Here is a 23,033-nt window from a genome sequence, read left to right on the forward strand (position 1 = left end):
CAATCAGTTGCGGGTGGCTACCGTCGCGACCCGGTCGAGGCCGGAAATGCCGAGCAGGGTGGTGATCGGTCCATCGGCGGGAACGATCAAGGCGAGTTTGGTTGTCGCTGCGACCGCGAACAACGCACGAACGGCAGCGCTGTCGCAATAGGACACCTCTGACAGATCTACGGTGATGGAATCGCTGTCCGCGGCGGCCTTGGTCAGCGTGTCCTGGAACTGACCGACATTGGCCAGGTCGATGTCACCGGTCGCGGTGACCACCGGCGACTGCTCGGCCATCGCAGCAGTCAATCGGAACTGGCTGTTGGTCATGGATGCAACTCCTTGTGCATTTCCACCGTCGTTCCGTCAGGGGTTGGCGTGATCGTGACCGTGTCCACGAGCGCGGTCATCAACTTACTGCCGTGCCCGCGTATGCCTGGCCGGTTCGGCGGCGGATGCCAGCGGCCGTTGTCCTTGATCGTCAGCGCGAGGCCGGTTGCCGTGGCCCGCGCGCTCACCTCGACCTCGACCGCGTGCCGGACATTGCGAGTGGCGTGCTCTACAGCATTCGATGCGGCCTCTCCCACCGCGAGCAACAGTTCGGCGGCCGTTGCTGGATTCACCGCGGCAGTCGGCAGCCACCGGCGCAGATGCCCCCGGATGACGGCCAGGCTGGCGGGTATGGCCGGTACCCGGATCTGCAGCGGATCGGGACCGCACTGGTCCGCATCGGCGGCACTTGTCACCAGCACCTCCGATTGTCTGGCGGCAGCGCCGCCTGAACGTATGCGAAATCCCCCGCATCGCGTGCCTCTGCTCGACAGTCGCAAATTGCCGATTGATGTCTTATCACGTCAACAGCCGCAGCGCGCAATACCTGGGCGAACACCTCGGCACCCTTACCGATCCAGCCGGAAGCTCATGTCGATCGTGGTGCCCGCAGGGGTGCCATCCACGTCGACCCGCTCGCTCAACGCCCGGATCAGCGGCAGCCCGCGGCCCCGCGTGAGGGGGTCGCCTGCCGGTGTCTTCCACGAACCCGTATCAGCGACTTGCACCTCGATGCGACCTTCGTCGGCTCTGGCCTCGACCCGCATCTTCCTGGGGCTGTCTCCCCGATAGGCGTGCTCGGCACTGTTGCTGCACGCTTCGTTGACGGCCAGCACGATGTCGGCGGCCAGCGGCTCGGGCGTGTTCGCTGCGTGCAGCCATTCCGCGAGTCGATGGCGGACCTCGCTCAATTGATCTGCGGTGGCGTCGATTTCGATCACCATCGTCGCGCGTGGTCGGTGGTAAAGCACGATCGCCACGTCGTCTTCATAACCGTCGTCGGGCGCCATCTTGTCGAGGACGATCTCGGCCACGTCGTCGACCGGTAGATCGAGCGTGTCGACGACGGCCTTCGCCACGCGGCCGATCTGCTCGTCGATGGGTTGGTCGCGCCGTTCGACGAGCCCGTCGGTATACGCCAGCAGGGTGGCGCCGGGCACCAACTCCTGGACCGCCTGCGGTCGCGGTTCGGTCCTGTGTACGCCCAGCGGCACGGACCGGGCATCGGTCAACATGACCGGGTCCGACGACGGAGCGACCACCACGGCCGGCACGTGGCCGGCGCTGCTGTACACCAAGCTGCCGGATTCGGTGTCGAGGATCGCAGCGAAAACGGTGGTGCAGAACGCATCTGGAATGTATGCCGCGACGGAGTCGAGTTGCTCGAGCAACCGGCCCGGCGATGCGCCGGTGAGCAGTAGCGCGCGTGCTGAGCTGCGCAGCTGACCCATCACCGCAGCAGCCGACAGCCCGCGGCCGACGCAATCGCCGACGATCACGCCGATCTTGTGCTCACCGACGGGCACGGCGTCATACCAATCACCGCCGATTTCCAGCGGCGGCACCGCAGGTTCGTAACGTACGGCGAAACCGGGGGGCAGCTCTATCGGTCCCAACATGGAGCGCTGCAGTGTCAGGGAGGTATCGCGAGCGATCTCGAACTGGCGCACGTGCTGCATAGCCAGGCTCAGATGACCGGCAAGGGCCGCGACGAGTTGTTTGTCCTCGGCGGTGACCCGACGGGGATCGCCGAATTCCAGCCACACCGCCACGTCCCGCGACAGCACGGCCACCATGCCGTTCGACGCTTCCGTGAAGGCCGTCCTGCCAACCGGTTCGACGGTCAATGGCAGCCAGTCGCGGGCGTTCTCGAGCGTGCCGCGCACGACCGGGTCGAGATCACGCCACGCCGATGGGATCGAGTCGCCCGCCAAGTGCACGGCCGGCTCGTGGTCACCGGCCGGCCACATGACGGCCAGCACCTGCCGCACGCCCAGCCTGGTGCGGCACTCCTCGAGAGTGGTGGACAACACCTCTCGCACACTCCGTGCGACGGTCACCGCGGTCGCGAGGTTGGCCACCGCGCGTTCTCGCTCGGCGGTCGCGCGCGCGGCGGTGACGTCGCGGATAGTGCCGACGTAAGCGTCCTCGTCGCCGGGGGACTCGACGGCGTTGACGCTCATCGCCACCCATACGGTGTGCCCGTCTCGGTGTCTGATCGGCGCCTCCGCGCCGAGGTTTCCCTCGGCCAGCAGGCGGGACAGCCGCTCGTTCGCCTCGTTGTCACCACTCATCCACGGGTGAGGCCACGCATAGGGCAAGCCTTCGGGGCCGTAGCCGGTGATGTCGGTGAACGCGTCGTTGACCTCGATCACCGCTCCGGCGCCGTCGGCGACGAAGAAGCCTTCCTGTAGAGAATTGACAAGGGCGGTGCGGAACTCGTTGCGGTTCGCCAGCACATCGGCGCGGGCCCGCTGCTGTTCGTATCGCCTTGTGCCGTCGAGGAATCCACGCGTCGCGACGTCGAGTGCCGCGAGTGCTTGCAGCAGAAACTGAAGGGCGGCAGAGGAATCGAGTGGACAGTTCGGGTCCTCGACCAGCCGGGAGTGGTTCTCGATGATCTCGAGCATGCTGATTTGTTCTTGCAATGCCCGCCGGCCGAGCTCATGGCCGACAGCCAGCGTCCCTTCGCCCTGTGCGGACACATAGGCCCGCAACGCGGCCGCATACTGGGCGTGAAAGTCAGCAGTGCCCGTCATGACGAGCTTCCCCGGTGACGCGCAGCCAGCACGAGCGCGTCGTCGGACTCTCGGCCGAAAGCGTCGAGGATGTGTTCGGCAATCGCCATCGCGGGCGCCGCGAAGTCGATACCCGAAACGTGGTCTTCTCCGATGCCGTCGGTCGCGATGACCAGGAGGTCGCCCGGGCCGATCGACACCTGATGGGTGGCAAGCGCATGCGGTATGCGGTAGCCCACGATGCCGCCGGCCAGAAGGGCTGAGGCCCGGATGTGGATGCCGCCCGCGTCCTTGGCGACGAGGTCGGCTGTCACGTTGCCGATTCCGATCCAGCTCAGGGTGTCGGTCTCGAAGTCGATGCGAGCCAACGTGATTGCGGCACCCCTCGTGTCCGCCAGCCCGCGATGGCACAGCTGCAACAGCACGTCGAGAGGTTCGGCGCGGGACCGCTTGACCACCTCCTCCGCGCGCAGCGCAGCGGTTTCGGCCGCGGTGCCGTGCCCCAGTCCGTCGGCCACACCGAAAAGCGCAGCGGTGCCGCTCACGTCGACCGCGATCGGAAAGTCGCCGCAGACTTCCTCACCGGGCACGGGGCGTCGCGCCGTCGCCCACTCGATCGGTCCGATTCGTCCCTTCCTACGCATCGAGCGGGATCCATTTCCACATCTCCACCACTGTGCCCTTGCCCGGTGACGACTCGACGATCAGCCGGTCCATCAGCCGTCGCGCGCCAGGTAGGCCAAGGCCCAGACCCCGTCCGGTGGAGTAGCCGTCTTCGAGGGCGCGTTCGATGTCGGCGATTCCCGGGCCGTCGTCTTCCGCGCGGACGACGAGGGCCTGCCGGCCCTCGCGGTATTGGACGCCGACCCGAACCTCGCCGCGACCCGCGTAACTGGTGATATTGCGGGCGATTTCGGAGATCGCCGTGGCGATCATCGTGACGTCGGTCAGCGAGAAGCCGAGATGACGGGCTAGTTCGTGCCCGGCCTGTCGGGCGGTGACGATGTCGTCGGAGTTGTTGACGTCGACCACGAAATCAGTCGCCACCGTCGCGCCCGTTCGGGGTCTTCTTCGAATCCAGCTGCCGATTCAGCAGCGCAAGGCCCTCTTCCAGATCCAGTGCCGTGTGCATGTCGTCGAACATCAGCCCGAGCTGGACCATCGCGAAGGCCACCTCCGGCTGCAAGCCCACGATGACGGTGTCCGCCCCGCGCAGCCGGGTCATGTGTGCGATCGTGCGGATCGAGCGCGCGGCAAAGGAGTCCATCACGTCGATCGCGGTGACGTCGACGATGATCCCGTGTGCGCGGTAGCGGCTGACGCGCTCCATCAGATCGTGGCGCAGCCGTTCGGCGTCGGAATCGGTGAGGGCGGCCTGCACCGAGGCGATGAGGATCGTGCCCTGTTTGAGAATGGGTACTGGCATGTGAGGGCCGCGTTAGCGGTGGTCAGCCGTTCAGATCGCCGGTGCGGGTCACTTCGTAACCCAGCAGACGTTCGGCCTCTTCAATACCGCCCTGCAGGTCGCCGACGGCGTTCATCTTCGACAGATCCAGGCCGATGGTCACCAGGGTGAGTGCGATGTCCGACGACAGGCCGGTGATGATGACGCTCGCACCCATCAGGCCCGACGCGTCGACCGTCTGCACGAGGTGGTTGGCCACGGTGGAGTCGATGGTCGGCACACCCGTGATGTCGATAACCACCACCTTCGCGCGATTCGCGCGAATGGCGCGCAGCAGCTGTTCGGTCACCTGACGCGCTCGCTGACTGTCCAGCACACCGATGATCGGCAGAATCAGCAGCTGTTCGCGCACCTGAAGCACCGGCGTCGACAGCTCGCGGATGGCTTCCTGCTGCTGGCGGATGACGCGCTCGCGTTCTTGCACGAAGGACACGGCCACGGTGTTCGCGATGCGGTTGGCCGCGGGCTCGTAAGCGTCGAGCACCCGGTTCAGCAGACCGAACTCGGATTGGTACTTCTCGAACAAGGATCGCGCCAGCACGTCGCGCAGAAGCAGCACGATCCCGATGACCTCGTCGGTCTCAACGCCTCGCGGGATGATGCGTTCGGACAGGTCGCGGGCGTAGGCCTGCAGCGCCTCGACGCTACCGGTCTCGAGCACCTCGACGTAGTTGTCGTAGACGGCGGTCGCTTCGGAGAACAGCTCCTGCGGAGACATGGCCGTCAGCAGTTCGGCCTCGTTGATGCGGCGGGCCCACTCCTCACGCAGGACGGTGCGGTTTTGCCGCAGGTGCTGGACGAGCTGCGGCAGCAGCCCCTCGCCGGTGAGTTCGGGTGTCTGTGTGGCTGTGCTGGAACTTCCGAAATCCGTCGACGACTCGGACACTTGACCTCCCGATTCCACTCGCGCGCAATGGCAGCGCACACATTCCGTGCAGACATTAGCCCGAGCGTCGGGCGGCAACCGGCGAAGTTATCAATCTGCACCCGTATTTGAAGGTTAGGCTCAACGCAGGTCCACAGTGAACGGGCGGGACAACGGATATAAGGATGGCGGTTGTCGGATAAGGATGCGATCGCCACGGCGGTCGACTACGAGGACGGGGTCGCCGTGCTGACCGTCGGTGGCGAGGTCGATCTGGCCACGGTTCCAGCGCTCGAAGCGGCCATCGACGAAGCGCTCGCTGCGCAGCCGACGGCGCTGGTGGTCGATCTGTCCGACGTCGAGTTTCTGGCCTCCGCCGGCCTCCAGACGCTGGTCACCACGCAAGAAAAGCTCGGCACATCAACTCAGTTTGCGGTGGTCGCGGAGGGCGCGGCGACGAGCCGGCCGATTCAACTGACCGGTCTGGACGAGATCTTCGAGCTGTACCCGACGCGGGCCGAAGCGTTGAGCGCCGTCAAGGCCACCCGCGCATAGCCCAATCGTGTTGGCCGCCACCAGGTTAGGTGGTCAGGGCACCATCCACGAGAGCACGTCTGATGACTGCAGGGCGGACAGCACGCACAGCAGCGCCAGGAACACCACGCTCCAGATCACCACCCGGCGGAAGATGTCGCCTTCCTTGCCGTTCATTCCCACCGCCGCGGCGGCGATCGCCAGGTTCTGCGGCGAGATCATCTTGCCCAGTACGCCGCCCGAGCTGTTCGACGCCGCCATCAGCACGTCGGACAACCCCGCCTGGTTGGCGGCCGTCACCTGAAGGGCACCGAAGAGCGAATTCGATGACGTGTCAGAGCCGGTGACCGCCACGCCCAGCCAGCCGAGCACCGGAGACAGCAGGGCGAAGGCGCCACCGGCGGCGGCCATCCACGTGCCGAGCGTGATCGTCTGACCCGAAAGGTTCATCACGAACGCGAGCGCGAGCACCACCATCACGGTGACGATGGCAAAGCGCAGCTGATGCAGCGTGGTCCCGTACGCCTTGACCGCGCGGGGCACCGACAACTTCAGCACGATCATCGTCAGCAGGCCGGCCACGAGCATCTGGGTTCCCGGCGTGGTGAGCAGGTTCAGCGTGAACTCGGTGAGCGACACCGGCTTTCCTTTAGGGCTCAGGATGTGCAGCCCCGGCCAGTGAAACTTGACGGTCGCCTTGTCGAGCAGGTTCTTGACCGCGGTGATCTGACAGATCACGAACACGGCGATGATGATCGCGTAAGGCGCGTAGGCACGGGTGATTTCGGCTCGGCTGTCGGGATGGGCCACCCGCTCGGCGAATTCGGGTGTCGGCTCGTCCGCGGCGCCACCGGCGACCACGGCTGGTGCCTGCTCGCGACGTGGATGCCAGATGCGCACCAGCCCAACAACGGCGGCGGCCGACAGCAGTGAGGCCACCACGTCGGCCAGTGGCACCGAGATGAAGTTCGACGTCGCGTATTGCCCCAGAGCGAAAACCAGGCCGCAGACCACCGCCACCGGCCAGGTCTCCCGCACGCCCCGCCATCCGTCGACGATCCCGACCAGCACCAGCGGCACGAACAACGCCAGGATGGGTGTCTGCCGCCCCACCATCGCGCCGAGCGTGTCGCTCGACAGTCCTGTCACCTTGCCGAGGGTGAGGATCGGGGTCGCCATCGCTCCGAACGCGACGGGCGCGGTATTGGCGGTCAGCGCGAGCGCGGCGGCCTTGAGCGGTTTGAAGCCCAGGGCCATCAGCATCACCGATGTCACCGCGACCGGGGTGCCGAACCCGGCCAGTGCTTCGATCAGCGCGCCGAACGAGAACGCGATGATGATCGCCTGCACCCGCTGGTCGTCGCTGACGCGCGCAAAGGAGCGCCGCAGCACATCGAAATGCCCTGTCTCGACGGTCATTTGGTACACCCAGATCGCGTTGATGACGATCCACAGGATCGGGAAGAATCCGAACGCCGCTCCTTCCGTGCCGGCCAGCAGTGCCTGGCCGACCGGCATTCCGTACACCAGAATCGCGAGCACGATCGCCAGCACCAGGGACACCACCGACGCGATCCAAGCGGTTACCCGCAGCGCGCCGAGCATCACGAAAAGCAATAGCAACGGCAATGCCGCGACTAATGAACTCCACGCCAGAGAATGCGCAACCGGATCAAGAATCTGCTGATACACAGCGACCACCTCGCGGGCACGGCGATAGGACGAATATGACCGGTGTTGCCCGAGAAGACGCAGTTCAACCCTGGCAATTTCGCCCCTGGGGGAACGCTGTGCGCTGGTTAGTACATTCGATTACAGTTCCGTTAGCCAGACTTGTCTTCGAATGCAGCTGGCATTGGTTTCCGATTGTAAGGACTGCATCATGAAGTCAGGTCTGATGGCTCGTCGCGCCGCCGCGGTAATCGGTGGCGGCGCCGTCGTGGCGATGATCGGTTTCACCGCGTCATGCGCGAAGGAAGAGAAGAAAGCTCCCGAGACAACGACGACGACAACAACGACCACGACGACGACCGGCGCGCCCTCGTCGCCGACCGTTGCGCCTACGGAGAAGTCGATCAACCCCACAGGCGGCAATCTGTTCACGCCTCCGGTGAAGGCGCCGCCGGCGCCGACCGCCACCCCTGGCGATCACTAGAGCCGCGTCTCGCCTGCTTGGACGTACCCTGGCGGATGTGACGGCCCGGCATTTCAGCGTGCTCGCGCTGGTCGGGGCTGCGGTGTTGGTGCTCGTCTCAGACCTTCACCCGTCCGGCCCGGACAGCGCTGGCACCATCGCGGGCCCGTATGCCTACTTGCTGGCGAGTTCGACCGATCTGGGACCGTCGCATAGCAACAACGCCCAGGTGACGGCCGCGCTGCGCGAGGCTGCCCACCCCGCGGCGCTGATGGGTTGGGCCGACGGCCATGGCCTGTCGGTGCGGTGGCAACCCGGGCGTGACTGGGCCGTCATCGAAGGCTCCGCCGACAAGGTGGCGGACGCGTTCAACGTTCAGGTTCACGACTACCGGGGTCAGCGTGGGCAGGTGTTCTACGCCTCACCGCAGCAGCCGTCGATCCCCGAGCCCCTCGTCGGTGAGATCGCCGAGCTGGGCCGAATCCTTGGCTACACCCCGCATCACATGTCGCGGCCGTCGTTCCCGCCTCTGGACGTTCCGGATCAGGGGCTGACGCCCAGCGCGTTGCTCAATACCTACAACGCCAATCGGTTGGCCGCCGACGGCTACACCGGCAAGGGCATGACGATCGTGTTCTTCGCCTTCGACGGGTTCGACCAGAGTGACCTCGACACCTTCTCCGCCACATACCGTTTGCCGAAGTTCACCCCCACCGTGGTGGGCGGACAACCGAGCGAGCCGCGCGGTGAGACGACGATGGATCTCGAGGTCGCTCACGCGATTGCGCCCGATGCACAGAAGGTCGTTGTCAACGCCCGTCCGACCGTGGAAGGCGGCGGCGGCGCCTACGTGAAGATCGGCCAGATGCTCGAGGACGCGGATCGCCAGTTTCCCGGTGCGGTGTGGAGCTTTTCGATCGGATGGGGATGCGACAAGCTGATCACCGCGGCCGATCTGGCGCCGGTGCGATCGGCACTGTCGACCGCCCATTCGCATGGCACCACCGCGTTCAACGCCAGCGGCGACCTTGCCGGCTTGGAGTGCAAGGGCGGCGACGACTGGTCGTCCCCGCCGGGCGCATCCGATGTCGGCCTGGATTCGGTGGCGTCGCTGCCTGAGATGGTCGATGTCGGCGGCACCACGCTGTCCACCGACGCGAACGGCGCATGGCTGGCCGAGCAGGCGTGGTTCGACGTGCCACTGTCGCAAGGCACCGGCGGCGGGGTGTCGGCGTTGTTCGACCGTCCGGACTGGCAGCGCGGCGTCGGCTCCGGCCAGGACACCACCCGCAGGCTGACTCCGGACGTCGCGGCGGTAGCCGATCCGTTCACCGGCGTTCGGATCGTGCTCAGCGGTCAACAAGTGGTCGGGGGCGGCACGTCCCAGTCGGCGCCGTTGTGGGCAGGCCTTGCCGCGGTGATGAATCAGTACCTGCTTGCCAACGGCGGGCAGAGACTGGGCGATTTCAATCCGCTGCTGTATCGCATCGCCGCCGGGGCGCCGCTGCCTGGGTTCCGCGACGTGGTTCTGGGCGGCAACGCGGTCAACACCGCGGGGCCGGGATACGACTTGGTCACCGGGCTCGGCACACCTGATATCGACAACCTGGTACGCAACGCGCTCGTCGTGCAGAAGGCGGCCCGATGACCGTAGGACCGAACGAAGAGCAGGTACCCACCACGGTGTGCCGGATATGTCAGACCGACGTGCCCGACGGGGAGTACTGCGGGCTATGCGGTTGTCATCTGACGCCGCGCCGCGGGGAGGGCCCGGACTGGCTGCGCATCCGCGACTACGGGGCCGCGCATGGCGAGCATCTTCTGCAGCCGTCGCTGGCCAGTTCACTGTTTCCGCATCTGCCGCAGCGGTCACGGGGCGCGTTCCGGATCGGGCTGGCCGTGGTCCTGGTGGCGCTGGTTGCGTTCGCGCTACTGCGTCTGCCTGCGGCATTGGTATCCGTTGCCGCACTGGGTTTCCCGCTGTTGTTCCTGCTGTACCTTCGCGAATCCGACGCGTTCAGTGACCTTCCCGTCAGAACGTTGGTGATCACCGCCGTGCTCGGCATCGGTCTCGGTGTGGGTTGGGTGTTGTTGACGGGCGCGGCGGTGGCGAAGTCCTACGGGATCGCGCTTGGCGCGGGCATCGTCGGGAGCCGCATGTTGCGTGACGGTATCGGCATCCCCCTGGGTGGCGTGATTCTGATGCTGATGCCGGCCGTCGTGGTGCGGCTGTTGCGGCCGCCCACGCGGGAAGCGTTGGACGGCTTCATGGTTGGCGCGCTTGGTGCGCTCACCTTCACCGCGGCTGCGACGCTCGCCCGGCTCGCCCCACAGTTCGGCTCCGGTCTGGTGAGCAAGCGGCCGATGGCCAGCCTCATCGCCGAGGCCGGCATCCGCGGCGTCGCGGTGCCGTTGACGGCGGCCGCAGCGGGCGGATTGATCGGTGCCGCACTGTGGTTCACGCGTCCGCCGAGCAAGGAGCATCAGCGTCCGGGTCTGGTGCGTTTCGCGCTCGTCGGATTCGCGGTGGCGGTATTGGCGGTGTACCTCGCCCTCGGCCTGATCGACGTATCCCATTTTCCGCAGATGCTGATGTTGGGGCTGTACCTGGCCGTCGCGGCTGTGGCATTGCTTCTGCTGCGCGTCGGTCTTCACCTGGCGCTGCTGCACGAAGCGCATGACGAGATACAGGCCGACGAGCCGCTGCTGTGTCCGCACTGCGGACATGTCGTTCCGGACATGGCGTTCTGTCCCGCGTGCGGGGTCGCGACGCGCGCGTCGTCACGCTCGTCGCGCACCGTCAGACGGGAGATGCGCCCGGTGCGAGGCGGCCCGGAGACCGGCCCTACATGACCACGTCGACACCCACCTACTTTCCCGGCTATGCGGTCCCCGGGGGGACGTATGCCGCTCCGCCGCTGCGGCGTACCTCACGCACCCGCTTGGTGGTGACCTGGATCAGCGCCATTGCAGTGGTGGCCGTTGCGCTGGTCGGCGTGACGATGCTGGTGCACAAGCCGCCGATTCGCTATGCGTGCCCGCCGGATTGCGGACGGCCCCCCACGGGAACACCCGTCTCGATCAATCCGCGGTTCACCGCGCCGGACGGCACATTCTCGGTGTCCTATCCCGCTACAGGGTCGGCCTACAAGATCACGACCAAGCCCAATGGGGTGACGGCGGACCTGCAGGCCGGTGACGGCGGCACGCTGCAGTTGTTCAGCGAGCAGGCGGCCAACCGGTCACCGGAGGATATCGCCAAAAGCCTTGTCCGCAAGACGTTTCCAGATGCCCGCACCGCCTACAAGATCCCCAACACGATGGTCGGCTATCAGCCAGGGTATGGCGAGGCGGCCGACTGCTGGCCGCAAGGCGCGAACAGCAGCTATATGCGGATGCGTGTGATCATCATGGTGGCCGTCAAGAACGGTTTGGCGCTGGTCGCCGCTGCCGTCGGCCCCTACCGACCGTTCGGCCCGGATTTCGGCAGCGGTAAACCGTCAGGCGCCAACCTCCAAATCGCTTTGGACATGGGCAAATACGTCAACAGTTTCAGCTGGCGGGGAGACCCGCCGCGCTAGGCCACGTCGGCCAACCGGTAGCCGCGTTCGTCGGCGACATCGGCGAGCAGTTGACGGAGCCGACGTCGTCCGCGGTGCAGGCGTGACATCACCGTGCCAATGGGGACGTCGGTGAGTTCGGCGATCTCCCGGAAGCGACGGCCTTCCACGTCGGCGAGATAGACGGTGGTGCGCATCTTGTCGGGCAGCGCGAGCATCGCCGCCTTGATGTCGTTGTCTTCCAAGTGATCCAGCGCAAGGTCTTCGGCGGAGCGTAAACCGCCTGAAGAGTGAAGCGCCTCCGACACCATCTGCCCTTCGCTGATAGTGTCGGTCAGCCGCTGCGCCGGGCGCCGCTGCTGTTTGCGGTACTCGCTGATGTGGCTGTTGAGCATGATGCGATACAGCCAGCCGCCGAGATTGGTGCCATCGCGGAAGCTGTCGAAACCGGCGAACGCCTTGGCCGCCGTCTCCTGCAGCAGATCCTCGGCGTCGGCGTGGTCGCGGGTCAATTTCATTGCATGCCGGTAGAACCCGTCAAGCATCGGGATCGCCTCGCGTTCGAACCTGGCCGCCAGCTCGGTGTCGGTGCTCGTCACATCGACGACTTTTCCGCCCCGGCGGCGCGATGTCTGCAGGGCTGGCCCCCAACACGGGTCCCTGGAAACCCGACCCGGCGATTACCGGTTAACCCCCACAAGCGGAAGTCAGGCGGAAGCCTTGACCTTCGCGGCCGCCGATTCCGGCATTGGTTCATACCGTGCGAACGAGCGGGTGAAGGAGCCTGCGCCGTGCGACAGTGAACGCAAATCGATTGCGTAGCGGGTCAGCTCGACTTGGGGGATCTCGGCCTTGACCATCGAGCGGTCCTCGCCCACCTTGTCCGTGCCGAGTACGCGGCCGCGGCGCCCGGCGAGGTCGCTCATCACCGCGCCGACGAGGTCGTCGGGCACCACCACCGTGACTTCGTCGATCGGCTCCAGCAGGTTGATGCGGGTGGCCACCGCCGCTTCCCGCAGCGCCAATCCACCGGCCATCTGGAACGCGAAGTCCGACGAGTCGACGCTATGGGCCTTGCCGTCGAACAGCGTGACCCGGATGTCGACCACCGGATAGCCGGCGCCGACACCCTTCTCCATCTGCGCCTTGACGCCCTTCTCGACGCTCGGGATGAACTGCCGCGGCACCGCACCGCCGACCACCTTGTCGACGAACTCGAAACCGGAACCCTCTGGCAGCGGCTCGACTTCGATGTCGCACACCGCGTACTGGCCGTGGCCGCCGGACTGCTTGACGTGACGGCCGTGCCCTTTGGCGTTGCCGCCGAACGTTTCTCGCAGCGGTACCCGAAGCTCGATGGTGTCCACCGCGACGCCGTAGCGGCGCGACAGGGCGTCGAGGACCACGTGTGAATGGGCCTCGCCCATGCACCACAACACGATCTGATGCGTTTCGGGGTTCTGCTCGATGCGCAGCGTCGGATCCTCGGCGGCGATCCGCTGCAGGCCGACCGAGAGTTTGTCCTCGTCGGTCTTGGCGCGGGGCTGCACCGCGATGGGAAGCAGCGGCTCGGGCATCGTCCAGGGCCGCAGCACCAGCGGCTCGGACTTGTCCGACAGCGTGTCACCGGTTTCGGCCTTGGACAGCCGCCCGATGGCGCAGATATCGCCGGCCACGACCGACGGCGCGGGACGTTGCTGCTTGCCGAGTGGGAACGACAATGTGCCGATGCGTTCGTCCTCGTCGTGGTCGGCGTGGCTGGTCGATCCGTTGGAGCCGAAGAACGAACTGAAATGGCCCGACACGTGCACGGTCGCGTCGGGCGTGATGGTGCCGGAGAACACCCGAACCAGGCTGACCCTGCCGACGTAGGGATCCGACGTCGTCTTGACCACCTCGGCAAGAAGTGGCCCCTTCGGGTCACATGTCAGGCCGTCGCGGCCCTTGCCCTGCGGCGTGAAGACTTCCGGCAGTGTGTGTTCCGGCGGTGACGGAAATCCGCTCGTGATGATCTCCAGCAGTTCCAACGTGCCGACGCCGGTCGTGCTGCACACCGGAATCACCGGGAAGAACGACGCCCGGGCAACGGCCTTCTCGAGATCGTCGATCAGCACCGACTGGTCGATCTCCTCGCCGCCGAGGTAACGCTCCATCAGCGTCTCGTCCTCGGACTCTTCGATGATTCCTTCGATCAAGGTGCCGCGGTGGTTGTCGATCGCGTCGGAGTACGACGCGTCCGGCGCGTGGGTGGTGCGCTTGCCGTCGGAATATTCGTAATGCGTTTGCGACAGCAGCCCGATCAGGCCGCTGCATGGCGTGTCGGCGGGCAGATACAGCGGCAGCACCTTGTCGCCGAAGGCCTGCTGCGCGGCGGCGAGCGCGCTTTCGTAGTTCGCGCGCGCGTGGTCGAGCTTCGTGATCACCACCGCGCGCGGCATGCCGACCTGACTGCACTCCATCCACAGCGACTTGGTCGGGTCGTCGACGCCTTCATTGGCCGCAATGACGAACAGCGCGCAGTCCGCGGCTCGCAGCCCCGCCCGCAGCTCTCCGACGAAGTCGGCGTAGCCAGGCGTGTCGATCAGGTTGACCTTGATCGCGTCGTGCTGCAGGGAGGCCAGCGCGAGGCCGACCGAGCGCTGCTGCGCGATCTCCGCTTCGTCGCAGTCGCAGACCGTGGTGCCGTCGGCCACGGAGCCGGGTCTGGTGAGTACACCGGAGGCGACCAGCAGGGCCTCGACGAGTGTGGTCTTGCCGCCACCCGATGGGCCCACCAGCACCACGTTGCGGATGGCGGCCGGACTGTCCGCGGTGGGGGCGGCTCCGGCGCCTTGGGAAGTTGTCGTCTTGTCAGCCATGACGTTCCCTCTCCCGTCGGCTGTGCCGACAATGAGACCCAGCAGCCACTCTGCTGCTGTTAATCCACAATTCCCCGAACCGTCACGGAGCACAAGGCATTCGATGAGTTTGGCCCCGACGGCATCCACCTACCCGGCAGGTAATCGACAGACTGCCGCGCCGACGAGAAGCTGGGCGCATGAATGCATATGACGACTTGGCACAGCGGTACATCGACGCATGGAACGAGACCGACGCCGACGCGCGACGCGTCGCCGTGGACAAGCTCTACACCGACGACGCGCGCTACATCGACCCTTTGGCGGTCGCTGAGGGCCGCGAGGCGATCGTCTCGATGATCGGCGCGGTGCAGGAGCAGTTCCCCGGCTTCAGTTTCCGGTTGGCCGGGCCGGTCGACGGGCACCACAACCAGGCCCGCTTCGGCTGGGAGCTCGGACCGGCGGGCGGGGAGGCGCCGATCGTCGGGTTCGACGTGGCGGTGATCGACGACGGCCGGATCAGCACCGTGCTGGGTTTTCTGGACAAGGTGCCGAGCGCCGGCTGAGGCGGTTACGCCTGCCAGTACGACCACTTCTTGACGTCGACGGTGACGACGGGGCCGTCGAGTGCAATCCGTTGGTACTGAAGGTATTTGCGGCGAAGGAGACCGTAGCCGGTGGCCATCTCGTCGCCGCTGTAGTGGATCGCTGCTTCACCGTCGGCGCGCACCCACCACAGCCGGCTCCAGTCGTCCTCGTAGTGATCGACGAGCAGGCTCACCTGTGGGTTGGCCTCGATGTTGACCAGCCGCCGCAGTCGCCGGGTGGACTTACGTTTGGCGTCAACGGCGGTGTAGACCATGTCGTGGTGAACCGCGAACACGACGGGAACCACGTGCGGGACGTTGTCGGACCCCACTGTGGCCAGCATCGCCACCGGCGATTCCGCGAACATGGCCGCGGCATCGAATTCGGCCATGAATCCAGACTATTCCCGCCGCACAAGCCGGCCCGGGTCAGTGCCGCTGACCCGGGGGAGTGCGGGTCTGGGGCGCGACGCTCATCGGCGCCCTGGTCACGTTGATCTCCGGTGCCTTGGTCGGCCGCTGTTCGACGCGCGGGCTGTTGTAGACGGGCGCGGGGTTCTCCGGCGAGGCAGCCGTCTCAGACGGCGGTGGTGGTGGAAGCGGTGGCGGCTCCGGCGCGCTGGTCGCCAACTGCGTAGGCGCCGCGCTCGTCGGCGCCGTCGGCGTGACCGACGTCGTCTCGTCGACGGCGTTGCTGGGTCCCCGGAACAAGAGCAGCACACCCGATATCACGATCGCGGCCGTGGCGGCTGTCGCGGCGATGATCACCGTGACGGCCTGCTTGGTCCGATACCAGGGGGTAGGCGCCGGCTGGAAGCTCCAGGTGCCTTCGTTGAACGCGTCGAAGTAGCCGGCACCATCCGGGTCCTCGGTGTCCTCCCCGAGCGGGTCCTCCCACGGTTCGTCGTCGGCATCGCGGAACAGATAGTCGAAGTTCCCCGATTCCTCCCCCTCGGGCGGAGCATCGAGGCTGGTCAACCCGTCGGCTTCCCCGGGATCGTCGAGTTGGTAGTCGAAGTCCCCCGAGGCTTCGCGTTCAGCCACATAGAGATGCTATCGCCCGTACCAGGGCAAACGCGCGGCCAATGGCAGTCTTCGAGGATCTCGCACCGACATCAGCGCCGCCACGATAGGGTTCGGTCGCCCCGCTGGATCCATTCACCGCGGCGACGCGGCGCCGCTACCGCTGCGCCACTGCGCCGCCTCCTGCCCATCGGAAGGTTCGGCAATGAGCGCAACGAAAATGTCTCGGATCCCTTCAGTGTTTGCCGCGGCCACCTTGGTACTCGCCGGCCTAGTGGCGTGTGCCCCGCCGCAGAAGGACAACACCGGCGGCGACACGAAGTCCGGCGTCAAGGTCAGCGAAGCGACGTCGGCCGCAGACTTCGGCGGCATGGACGGCCTCGTCGACGCGGCCAAGAAGGAGGGCGAGCTCAATGTGATTGCGCTGCCGCCTGATTGGGCCAACTACGGCGCCATCATCAAGGCGTTCTCCGACAAGTACGGCATCAAGGTCAACTCGGCGCAGCCCGACGCCGCCAGCCAAGACGAGATCAACGCCGCCAACCAGCAGAAGGGCAAGAGCAGTGCGCCCGACGTCTTCGACCTCGGGCAGTCCGTGGCGTTGGCCAACACGTCGACGTTCGCGCCGTACAAGGTGGCGACATGGGATGACATCCCGGTGGCGTACAAAGACGCCGACGGCAAGTGGGTCAACGACTACGGCGGCTACATGTCGATCGGGTTCGACTCGTCAAAGGTGCCCCCGGTGACGAACGTCAACGACCTACTCAAGCCCGAATACAAGGGGAAGGTCGCGCTGAACGGCGATCCGACCCAGGCAGGCGCCGCATTCTCCGGGGTGTTGATGGTGGCGCTGTCGCAGGGCGGATCGGCCGACGACATCGCGCCGGGGGTGGACTTCTTCCGCAAGCTCAACCAGCAGGGGAATTTCCTGCCGGTCGATCCGACGCCGGCGACCATCGAATCCGGTCAGACGCCGGTGGTGATCGACTGGAACTACCTCAACGCGGCAGAGACCAAGAAGCTGCCGAGTTGGCAGGTGGTGGTCCCACCGGGGTCTGCCGTCGCCGGCTACTACTACCAGGCGATCAACAAGGACGCCCCGCATCCCGCGGCCGCGCGGCTGTGGCAGGAGCTCCTCTACAGCGACGCAGGCCAGAACCTGTTCGCCGCGGGCGGTGTCCGGCCGGTACGGGCCGACAACATGATGGCCGCAGGCACTCTCGACAAGACGGTCGCGGCTCAGTTGCCGATCATCGATGGTCCGGTCACCGTCCCGTCGCCGGACCAGACCGAGAAGGCCACCAAGTATCTGTCGGACAACTGGGCCAAGGCGATCGGCTGACGTTGGTTCGACGCCTACGCGACGGATTGCCGCTGCTGCCGTTCCTAGCGATCGTGGTGATCTTCTTGATCATCCCGACGGTGACCGTGATCGTCAGCTCGGTCTTCGCCGACGGTGTGTTCTCGCTGGCCAGAATTCAGGCGCTGTTCACCGGCACCGCGCTGACGGCGTTGGCCAAGAGCGTGCTGCTGTCGGGCAGCACGGCGCTCATCGGCGCGGTGCTCGGCGCGGTGCTGGCTTGGCTGATCGTCAGCAGCCCGCCCACCTCGATGGTGCGCCGCACCGTCATCTCGCTGTGCAGCGTGCTGGCCCAATTCGGCGGTGTGGCACTGGCATTCGCATTCCTGGCCACGGTCGGTCTCAACGGCGTGTTGACGCTGTGGGTGCAGCAGGCGTTCGGATGGAACCTCGCAGGGTCCGGCTGGCTGTACAGCCTGACCGGGCTGATCCTGGTCTACACGTATTTCCAGATCCCGTTGATGGTGATCGTGTTCGTGCCGGCGCTGGAAGGGCTGCGCGACCAGTGGCGGGAGGCTGCGGTCAGCCTCGGCGCGTCGACATGGCAGTACTGGCGGGAGGTAGCCGTCCCGCTGCTGACGCCGGCCTTTCTGGGTTCGGCACTGCTGTTGTTCGCGAACGCATTTGCGGCTTATGCGACCGCGGCTGCACTCGTCAGCCAGGGCAGCCCGATCGTTCCACTGCTGATCCGCTCGGCGTTGACCAGTGAGGTGGTGCTCGGCCAGTCCGGCTTTGCCTACGCGCTGGCGCTGGAGATGATCGTCGTCGTCGCAATAGTGATGTTGGCCTATAACCTGCTGGTGCGCCGCACTGCGAGGTGGTTGCAATGAGATTGGGCACCAAGGTCTTTCGTGGCGCGCTGTGGGTGCTGTTCGGACTGTTCTTCCTTTTCCCGCTCTATGCGATGGCCGACTTCTCCACCCGTAACCTGATCGCGGGCGGGCGAACGTTGCGCGCGTGGCAGAACCTCGTCGTCGACGATGCGTTGTATCAGGCGATCGTGATCTCGTTGCTGCTGGCGGTTTTCACCGTCGTTGCGATGCTGGTGATCCTGGTGCCGACGATGATCTGGGTTCGGCTGCGCACGCCCTGGGCCAAGGGAGTGGTCGAGTTCCTGTGCCTGCTTCCGCTGACCATTCCGGCGTTGGTGATCGTCGTCGGGCTGCGCAACGTATACCTGTGGGTGACGTACTTTCTCGGCGAGTCCGCGTTGACGCTGACATTCGTCTACGTCGTGCTGGTGCTCCCCTTCGCGTACCGGGCTCTCGACGCAGCGCTGTCGTCGATCGATTTGCAGACGCTGGCCGAGGCCGCCCGCTCACTGGGCGCAGGCTGGACGACGACCATCCTTCGTGTGGTGGTGCCCAACATCTGGTCGGGCATCCTCTCGGCGGCGTTCATCTCGATCGCGGTGGTGCTCGGCGAGTACACCATCGCGTCACTGAGCGGCTACCAGACGCTTCAGGTCCAGATCGTCGCGATCGGCAAGAGCGACGGGCCGACGTCGGTGGCCGCATCGCTCGCCGTCTTGTTGTTCGGTTTCGTTCTGCTGCTTGCGCTTTCGATCGTGACCCGCGGGCGTCGCCGCGCATCGGTCGAGGCCACCGTCCAACCCGGAGTTGCTGCATGACATCAGGAGTCGCCGTCGAGCTCAACGACCTCACCAGGGTCTATGGCCCCGTGAAGGCGCTCGACGGGTTCACCCTGCACATCGAGCCCGGCGAGCTCGTCGCCCTGCTCGGCCCGTCCGGATGCGGCAAGACCACCGCGCTGCGCATCCTCGCGGGTCTCGACGAAGCCACGTCCGGCACGGTGTCGGTCGGCGGTCGGGACGTCAGCAGGGTGCCCGCCAACAAGCGCGACATGGGCATGGTGTTTCAGGCCTACAGCCTGTTTCCACATCTGACCGTGCTCGACAACGTCGCGTTCGGGCTCAAGATGCGCGGAAAGTCCAAGGGCGAGCGCACTTCTCGAGCCGCCGACATGCTGGACTTGGTGGGGCTGTCGGCGCACAAACACAAGTACGCCAGCGAGCTGTCCGGCGGTCAGCAGCAGCGGGTAGCACTTGCGCGGGCACTGGCCATCCAGCCGCGGGTGCTGCTGCTCGACGAACCGTTGTCGGCGCTGGACGCCAAGGTGCGCGCGCAGCTGCGTGACGAGATCCGCCGCGTGCAGCTCGACGTCGGCACGACGACCCTGTTCGTCACCCACGACCAAGAGGAGGCGCTGGCCGTCGCCGACCGCGTCGGCGTGATGAGCCAGGGCAAGCTCGAGCAACTCGCCGCTCCTGCCGACCTGTACGCCAACCCCGCCACTCCGTTCGTCGCGGAGTTCGTCGGGCTGAATAACAAAGTGCCAGCCCAGGTTTCGAGCGACAAGGCGCAGCTGCTCGGCACGTCGGTGCCGACGCTGCATGGCTCGATCACGTCGGGCTCGGGCCTGGCGATGGTGCGGCCGGAGTCCGTCACTGTCACTTCCGACCCGTCCGGCACGTCGACCGTCAGCTCGGTCGCCTTCCTGGGACCGGTATCGCGCGTCTATTGCGCGCTGCAGGACGGCTCGGTTGTCAACGCGCAGATGGCCAGTTCGGCGGCGCGTGTCTTTTCGCCTGGCGACTCGGTGAGCGTGGGCGTCGAACCCGGCGCCGTACTCGTGGTCCCTGACTAACGGCCGAACGTGGGTTACCCGCACGCTTGAGCGCCAATGAACGTGCGGGTAACCCACGTTCGTCAAGCGGGCGGCTAGACGTCCTTGACCGGTTCGATGCCCAGGTCGCGATAGGTAACCAGCGCGACGAACGGCACGTTGCGCGCGGCGAAGCGCTTGGTCGCGACGTCTCCCCGGTCCACCATCGGGATCACACCCGTCACGACCGCACCCACCGCGGTCACCCGCTCCAACGCCTTCTCGGTGGAACCGCCGGTGCTGATCACGTCGTCTACCAACAACACTCGTGTGCCGGGCGCTAGCCGGGTGCCTTCGATCCACTGTTCGCGGCCGCGCTGCTTCTGCTCCTTGCGCACCGAGAACCACGCCTTACCGGTGACCATCGCGACGCCATGCGCCAGCGGGTCCGCGCCCATCGTCAGGCCGCCGACCGCGTCGAACTCGATTCCGTTCATCGTCGCGAGCTCTGCTACCGCGCGGCTGACGATCGCCAGCCGCTCCCCGGTGTCGATCGCGTACTTGCCGTCGATGTAGTCGTGGCTCAGCTGGCCGCTGGCCAACCTGAACGGTTCTTCGCGATGCTCGTAGCCGCGGGTGCGGATGAGGTCGAAGGCAGCTTGCCAGGTGGCCGGTCGTTCGGGAGCAGCAGACATAACGGCGATCGTATTTCAGGCTTGCCGCGCCAGGCGGGTCAGCTGCACGGTGGCCGAACGCAATTCGTCGATCGAGTCGATGGGCGAGGCGTACCCGATGCGCGGATAAGCCACACCACGTTTGGTGACGATGCGCAGGTCCAGGCCGTAGCGATCCGCTCCGGTACACGTTGCCGCCGTGGTGTCGGGATAGCCGCCGAGCGTCTTGGCCATCGCCGCCAGCGCCTCGGCGTGATCGGCGTTGAGATGCGCAATGGCCCCAGCCGCGTGTGGTGCGACCGGATCAGGCTCGGCCGCCGCGTAGTCCTCGCCGCTCGCCGAATCCATCCGGCCGTACCCGCCGACCCATCGCACCCGCTGCACGCGCAGCACCCACACCGTGAAGTCGCTGTAGTCGATGTAGTACTTCGCGGCGGCGACGGCGGACAGATGAGCCTCGCGGGCGGCCGCCAACTCGTCGCCGGCCGGACGCTCGACCGCCCCCGCCAGGGTGACCCGGCCGCTCGCGAGCGGATCGGGATCATTCGTGGGCGCGACGATGGCGATGCTTGCCCGCGGATCGCCCGCGAGATTGCGGCCATGCTCGGCAAGGTTCGACACGCACAGCACCGGTGCGCCGCCGAGCAGACCATAGGTGACAAACGACGCCCACGGGTCGCCGTCGCCGGTCAGGGTCGCCAGTGTGCCGATGTTGGTCGACGCCGCGATCGTGCGTGCTTCCTCCGCGGCCGACGGGCGAACCGCATTTGCGACAACTGACAGCGGGGCAGGGACCGACGGGGCATCGCCCGGGTCACCGTGATCACGGGACGCCACCTCCGCACGATACCCACTCACCGCAGGTTGTCGGCGGCCGCACTATTGAATGCCAGCAACCAATTTGCGAAACTCGACGGAGCTAATCCGCGCCAATCGCTCGTACACACATCTGGCGACGAGCACTGGTCTTCGGGGGAATGGAGACACCGTGGCGGCTAAGGCAATGCGTTGCATCGCATGTGCCGGAATGCTGGCCGCGGGTCTACTGATGGGCGGCGGGATCGCGATCGCCGACCCCACCGATTCGACCAGCAGCGGGCCCGAGGGAACGTCGGCGTCCAGTGACGTCGACGACCATTCAGGAGCCGCGGGCGGCGAAACGAAGGCGCCCGCTCCCGCCAAGAAGGTCAACTCGTCGCTGTCGATCCCAGTGCTGCGCTGGCCCAAACCGGAGGAAGTGCACGAGACGGGCTTAACGGCCTTTGTCGCCACCGTCGACATTCCGGTGCCGGTGGTCGACGCGTTCGACGCTCTTCGGCAGCCCGATCCGGAGCCGACTCCGTCCTTCAGGACCCAGGAAGAGGCGCCGGTCGTCGACGCCGGTGGCGGTGGCAGTGACATGTCGTCAGCGGCGACTACGGGCGAGCCGCCGGTCTTGAAGGCGCCGATCGTCGTCGCGCAGCTGCCCGTCGTCCCGCCGGCGATGCCCGTGGCCGCGCCTGTGGTCGTGTCGGGTCCGAGGCCAGTCGCCGCCGAGGCTGCGGGAGCCAACACTCCACTGACCCGCGGCACGTCGCAACAGACAGCCGAGCCGGCGAGTTCGAATCCGTCCTTCACGCCGCTGACCGGACAGGCGACGCGGGTGGGCTATCCGCGGGACTTCCGTAACCCGACGCTTCGGGATCTGGCCGCGGTTGCATTCCCGGGCCTCGGCGGGTTGCTCTTCCTGACTTTCGGTGGCAGCTTCCTCGGCTACCGTCAGGCCAACAGCCTGCGGTTCATCCGCACGCAGGGCGCCGCGCGCTTCCTGCGGTAGCGGACTCAGCCGCCGAGCGCGGCGATGAGGTCCTTGATCCTGGACGTCTCGTCCTCGGTCGCCGGCTCCTCCGCCTCGACCGCTTCGATCAGGTCCTGGCGCAGACCGACGCCGTTCGCCGCTTCCTTGGCGGATAGCTTGGCGCGTTGACGGGCGACGTAGAGCCGTTGGCCAAGCGTTGCCCCCGGCCCGTTGGAGGCGGTCTCCATCAGCTCGTCGTAGCGACGCCGCACGCCGGACAGCGCGACGATCACCGAGGGTGTGACCCGACTGCGGCCCGCCGCGTCGGACAGCGAGCCCAAAAGTTTGCGCATACCCGCGAGGATGACTCCGACGCGGTGCGGATATTCGTGGTCGCCCGGGTCTGGCAGCGCGTCGATGGCGGCCGCGTACATGTGCATTGCCGCATCGGACAGACCAACGATTACTGGAGCTTCACCATCATTCGGCGCGGAATCAGCCACGGCCACTCGATTCTTGTTCGTATCGGCGTCTCT

The 23,033-nt window shown here is 66.3% G+C and carries 26 protein-coding genes; 11 read left to right on the forward strand and 15 right to left on the reverse strand.

The genetic code is table 11. The annotated features are described in order from the left end of the window. Positions 1-3: 3 nt before the first annotated feature. The 7 genes from ACWW36_RS09380 to ACWW36_RS09410 all read right to left on the reverse strand — a co-directional run bounded on the left by ACWW36_RS09380 (position 4) and on the right by ACWW36_RS09410 (position 5,404). Positions 4-315: an STAS domain-containing protein gene (locus ACWW36_RS09380; protein ID WP_456141272.1), complete on the reverse strand. Its 312-nt coding sequence runs from the start codon at positions 313-315 to the stop codon at positions 4-6. Next, complete coding sequence (locus tag ACWW36_RS09385; RefSeq protein ID WP_456141273.1) at positions 312-731, reverse strand: ATP-binding protein; 420 nt, start codon at positions 729-731, stop codon at positions 312-314. Before ACWW36_RS09385 ends, ACWW36_RS09380 begins: the two co-directional genes overlap by 4 nt. Before the next feature lie 153 nt (positions 732-884). Continuing rightward, on the reverse strand, positions 885-3,074 hold the full coding sequence (locus ACWW36_RS09390; RefSeq protein WP_456141274.1) for a SpoIIE family protein phosphatase: 2,190 nt from the start codon (positions 3,072-3,074) through the stop codon (positions 885-887). Continuing rightward, a complete protein-coding gene (locus ACWW36_RS09395) occupies positions 3,071-3,697 on the reverse strand; it encodes a SpoIIE family protein phosphatase (protein ID WP_456141275.1) in 627 nt (208 codons plus the stop codon). Before ACWW36_RS09395 ends, ACWW36_RS09390 begins: the two co-directional genes overlap by 4 nt. After that, positions 3,690-4,100, reverse strand: a complete 411-nt coding sequence (locus ACWW36_RS09400; protein WP_456141276.1) for an anti-sigma regulatory factor — start codon at positions 4,098-4,100, stop codon at positions 3,690-3,692. Before ACWW36_RS09400 ends, ACWW36_RS09395 begins: the two co-directional genes overlap by 8 nt. Next, complete coding sequence (locus ACWW36_RS09405; RefSeq protein WP_456141277.1) at positions 4,090-4,479, reverse strand: STAS domain-containing protein; 390 nt, start codon at positions 4,477-4,479, stop codon at positions 4,090-4,092. Before ACWW36_RS09405 ends, ACWW36_RS09400 begins: the two co-directional genes overlap by 11 nt. 22 nt (positions 4,480-4,501) lie before the next feature. Then, the gene (locus tag ACWW36_RS09410) at positions 4,502-5,404 is read right to left on the reverse strand and encodes an STAS domain-containing protein (protein WP_456141278.1); all 903 of its coding nucleotides are present in this window, start codon (positions 5,402-5,404) and stop codon (positions 4,502-4,504) included. A gap of 171 nt (positions 5,405-5,575) precedes the next feature. Between ACWW36_RS09410 and ACWW36_RS09415 the strand changes: the two genes are divergently transcribed. After that, on the forward strand, positions 5,576-5,938 hold the full coding sequence (locus ACWW36_RS09415; protein WP_456141279.1) for an STAS domain-containing protein: 363 nt from the start codon (positions 5,576-5,578) through the stop codon (positions 5,936-5,938). Positions 5,939-5,971: 33 nt separating this feature from the next. Here the strand turns inward: ACWW36_RS09415 and ACWW36_RS09420 are convergent, their stop codons facing one another. After that, positions 5,972-7,609 carry an L-lactate permease gene (locus ACWW36_RS09420; RefSeq protein ID WP_456141280.1) on the reverse strand — a complete coding sequence of 546 codons (1,638 nt, stop codon included), beginning with the start codon at positions 7,607-7,609 and terminating at the stop codon, positions 5,972-5,974. Positions 7,610-7,799: 190 nt separating this feature from the next. On the opposite strand from ACWW36_RS09420, the gene ACWW36_RS09425 reads away from it, so the two are divergent. From ACWW36_RS09425 to ACWW36_RS09440, 4 genes are read left to right on the forward strand one after another with little or no spacing between them, the layout of a single operon-like run. After that, positions 7,800-8,072 (forward strand): hypothetical protein, encoded by a 273-nt coding sequence (locus ACWW36_RS09425; RefSeq protein WP_456141281.1) that lies wholly within the window; start codon positions 7,800-7,802, stop codon positions 8,070-8,072. Positions 8,073-8,109: 37 nt separating this feature from the next. After that, positions 8,110-9,699 carry a S53 family peptidase gene (locus ACWW36_RS09430; protein ID WP_456141282.1) on the forward strand — a complete coding sequence of 530 codons (1,590 nt, stop codon included), beginning with the start codon at positions 8,110-8,112 and terminating at the stop codon, positions 9,697-9,699. Further along, the gene (locus ACWW36_RS09435) at positions 9,696-10,904 is read left to right on the forward strand and encodes a zinc ribbon domain-containing protein (protein WP_456141283.1); all 1,209 of its coding nucleotides are present in this window, start codon (positions 9,696-9,698) and stop codon (positions 10,902-10,904) included. The genes ACWW36_RS09430 and ACWW36_RS09435 overlap by 4 nt, the downstream gene beginning before the upstream one ends. Continuing rightward, complete coding sequence (locus tag ACWW36_RS09440; RefSeq protein WP_456141284.1) at positions 10,901-11,632, forward strand: hypothetical protein; 732 nt, start codon at positions 10,901-10,903, stop codon at positions 11,630-11,632. Before ACWW36_RS09435 ends, ACWW36_RS09440 begins: the two co-directional genes overlap by 4 nt. On the opposite strand, the gene ACWW36_RS09445 is transcribed toward ACWW36_RS09440, so the two are convergent. Together ACWW36_RS09445 and ACWW36_RS09450 are read right to left on the reverse strand one after the other, a co-directional pair. Then, complete coding sequence (locus tag ACWW36_RS09445) at positions 11,629-12,249, reverse strand: sigma-70 family RNA polymerase sigma factor (RefSeq protein WP_456142421.1); 621 nt, start codon at positions 12,247-12,249, stop codon at positions 11,629-11,631. The two genes, ACWW36_RS09440 and ACWW36_RS09445, sit on opposite strands and share 4 nt — an antisense overlap. A gap of 69 nt (positions 12,250-12,318) precedes the next feature. After that, on the reverse strand, positions 12,319-14,469 hold the full coding sequence (locus ACWW36_RS09450) for an elongation factor G-like protein EF-G2 (RefSeq protein WP_456141285.1): 2,151 nt from the start codon (positions 14,467-14,469) through the stop codon (positions 12,319-12,321). A 179-nt stretch (positions 14,470-14,648) separates the two neighbouring features. Here ACWW36_RS09450 and ACWW36_RS09455 point away from each other — a divergent pair, with 179 nt between their 5' ends. Next, a complete protein-coding gene (locus ACWW36_RS09455; protein WP_456141286.1) occupies positions 14,649-15,014 on the forward strand; it encodes a nuclear transport factor 2 family protein in 366 nt (121 codons plus the stop codon). A gap of 5 nt (positions 15,015-15,019) precedes the next feature. Here ACWW36_RS09455 and ACWW36_RS09460 read toward each other — a convergent pair whose 3' ends face one another. Both ACWW36_RS09460 and ACWW36_RS09465 read right to left on the reverse strand, forming a co-directional pair. Further along, complete coding sequence (locus ACWW36_RS09460) at positions 15,020-15,427, reverse strand: TIGR03668 family PPOX class F420-dependent oxidoreductase (RefSeq protein ID WP_456141287.1); 408 nt, start codon at positions 15,425-15,427, stop codon at positions 15,020-15,022. A gap of 37 nt (positions 15,428-15,464) precedes the next feature. Next, positions 15,465-16,079: a hypothetical protein gene (locus ACWW36_RS09465; RefSeq protein WP_456141288.1), complete on the reverse strand. Its 615-nt coding sequence runs from the start codon at positions 16,077-16,079 to the stop codon at positions 15,465-15,467. Positions 16,080-16,263: 184 nt separating this feature from the next. Between ACWW36_RS09465 and ACWW36_RS09470 the strand changes: the two genes are divergently transcribed. Genes ACWW36_RS09470 through ACWW36_RS09485 form a run of 4 tightly spaced genes read left to right on the forward strand, consistent with a single transcriptional unit; the run spans position 16,264 to position 20,088 of the window. Further along, a complete protein-coding gene (locus tag ACWW36_RS09470; protein ID WP_456141289.1) occupies positions 16,264-17,403 on the forward strand; it encodes an ABC transporter substrate-binding protein in 1,140 nt (379 codons plus the stop codon). Then, a complete protein-coding gene (locus ACWW36_RS09475; protein WP_456142422.1) occupies positions 17,400-18,251 on the forward strand; it encodes an ABC transporter permease in 852 nt (283 codons plus the stop codon). The genes ACWW36_RS09470 and ACWW36_RS09475 overlap by 4 nt, the downstream gene beginning before the upstream one ends. Then, a complete protein-coding gene (locus tag ACWW36_RS09480) occupies positions 18,248-19,051 on the forward strand; it encodes an ABC transporter permease (protein WP_456141290.1) in 804 nt (267 codons plus the stop codon). The genes ACWW36_RS09475 and ACWW36_RS09480 overlap by 4 nt, the downstream gene beginning before the upstream one ends. Beyond that, positions 19,048-20,088, forward strand: a complete 1,041-nt coding sequence (locus ACWW36_RS09485) for an ABC transporter ATP-binding protein (RefSeq protein ID WP_456141291.1) — start codon at positions 19,048-19,050, stop codon at positions 20,086-20,088. Before ACWW36_RS09480 ends, ACWW36_RS09485 begins: the two co-directional genes overlap by 4 nt. Before the next feature lie 74 nt (positions 20,089-20,162). Here ACWW36_RS09485 and pyrE read toward each other — a convergent pair whose 3' ends face one another. Both pyrE and ACWW36_RS09495 read right to left on the reverse strand, forming a co-directional pair. After that, entirely contained in the window at positions 20,163-20,741 is a 579-nt protein-coding gene (gene pyrE, locus ACWW36_RS09490; protein WP_456141292.1) for an orotate phosphoribosyltransferase, read from the reverse strand. Positions 20,742-20,756: 15 nt separating this feature from the next. Then, positions 20,757-21,557, reverse strand: a complete 801-nt coding sequence (locus ACWW36_RS09495; protein WP_456141293.1) for a HugZ family pyridoxamine 5'-phosphate oxidase — start codon at positions 21,555-21,557, stop codon at positions 20,757-20,759. A gap of 151 nt (positions 21,558-21,708) precedes the next feature. Here ACWW36_RS09495 and ACWW36_RS09500 point away from each other — a divergent pair, with 151 nt between their 5' ends. After that, complete coding sequence (locus tag ACWW36_RS09500; protein ID WP_456141294.1) at positions 21,709-22,536, forward strand: hypothetical protein; 828 nt, start codon at positions 21,709-21,711, stop codon at positions 22,534-22,536. A gap of 5 nt (positions 22,537-22,541) precedes the next feature. Here the strand turns inward: ACWW36_RS09500 and ACWW36_RS09505 are convergent, their stop codons facing one another. Continuing rightward, the gene (locus ACWW36_RS09505) at positions 22,542-22,931 is read right to left on the reverse strand and encodes a hypothetical protein (protein ID WP_456142423.1); all 390 of its coding nucleotides are present in this window, start codon (positions 22,929-22,931) and stop codon (positions 22,542-22,544) included. Between the last annotated feature and the right edge of the window lie 102 nt (positions 22,932-23,033).

Source organism: Mycobacterium sp. MMS18-G62, from assembly GCF_053877835.1.

Coding starts and splice junctions, on each gene's coding strand:
- ACWW36_RS09380 (WP_456141272.1), bottom strand. CDS start 315: ATGACCAACAGCCAGTTCCGATTGACTGCTGCGATGGCCGAGCAGTCG.
- ACWW36_RS09390 (WP_456141274.1), bottom strand. CDS start 3,074: ATGACGGGCACTGCTGACTTTCACGCCCAGTATGCGGCCGCGTTGCGG.
- ACWW36_RS09395 (WP_456141275.1), bottom strand. CDS start 3,697: ATGCGTAGGAAGGGACGAATCGGACCGATCGAGTGGGCGACGGCGCGA.
- ACWW36_RS09405 (WP_456141277.1), bottom strand. CDS start 4,479: ATGCCAGTACCCATTCTCAAACAGGGCACGATCCTCATCGCCTCGGTG.
- ACWW36_RS09425 (WP_456141281.1), top strand. CDS start 7,800: ATGAAGTCAGGTCTGATGGCTCGTCGCGCCGCCGCGGTAATCGGTGGC.
- ACWW36_RS09435 (WP_456141283.1), top strand. CDS start 9,696: ATGACCGTAGGACCGAACGAAGAGCAGGTACCCACCACGGTGTGCCGG.
- ACWW36_RS09440 (WP_456141284.1), top strand. CDS start 10,901: ATGACCACGTCGACACCCACCTACTTTCCCGGCTATGCGGTCCCCGGG.
- ACWW36_RS09450 (WP_456141285.1), bottom strand. CDS start 14,469: ATGGCTGACAAGACGACAACTTCCCAAGGCGCCGGAGCCGCCCCCACC.
- ACWW36_RS09455 (WP_456141286.1), top strand. CDS start 14,649: ATGAATGCATATGACGACTTGGCACAGCGGTACATCGACGCATGGAAC.
- ACWW36_RS09460 (WP_456141287.1), bottom strand. CDS start 15,427: ATGGCCGAATTCGATGCCGCGGCCATGTTCGCGGAATCGCCGGTGGCG.
- ACWW36_RS09470 (WP_456141289.1), top strand. CDS start 16,264: ATGAGCGCAACGAAAATGTCTCGGATCCCTTCAGTGTTTGCCGCGGCC.
- ACWW36_RS09480 (WP_456141290.1), top strand. CDS start 18,248: ATGAGATTGGGCACCAAGGTCTTTCGTGGCGCGCTGTGGGTGCTGTTC.
- ACWW36_RS09485 (WP_456141291.1), top strand. CDS start 19,048: ATGACATCAGGAGTCGCCGTCGAGCTCAACGACCTCACCAGGGTCTAT.
- pyrE (WP_456141292.1), bottom strand. CDS start 20,741: ATGTCTGCTGCTCCCGAACGACCGGCCACCTGGCAAGCTGCCTTCGAC.
- ACWW36_RS09505 (WP_456142423.1), bottom strand. CDS start 22,931: ATGTACGCGGCCGCCATCGACGCGCTGCCAGACCCGGGCGACCACGAA.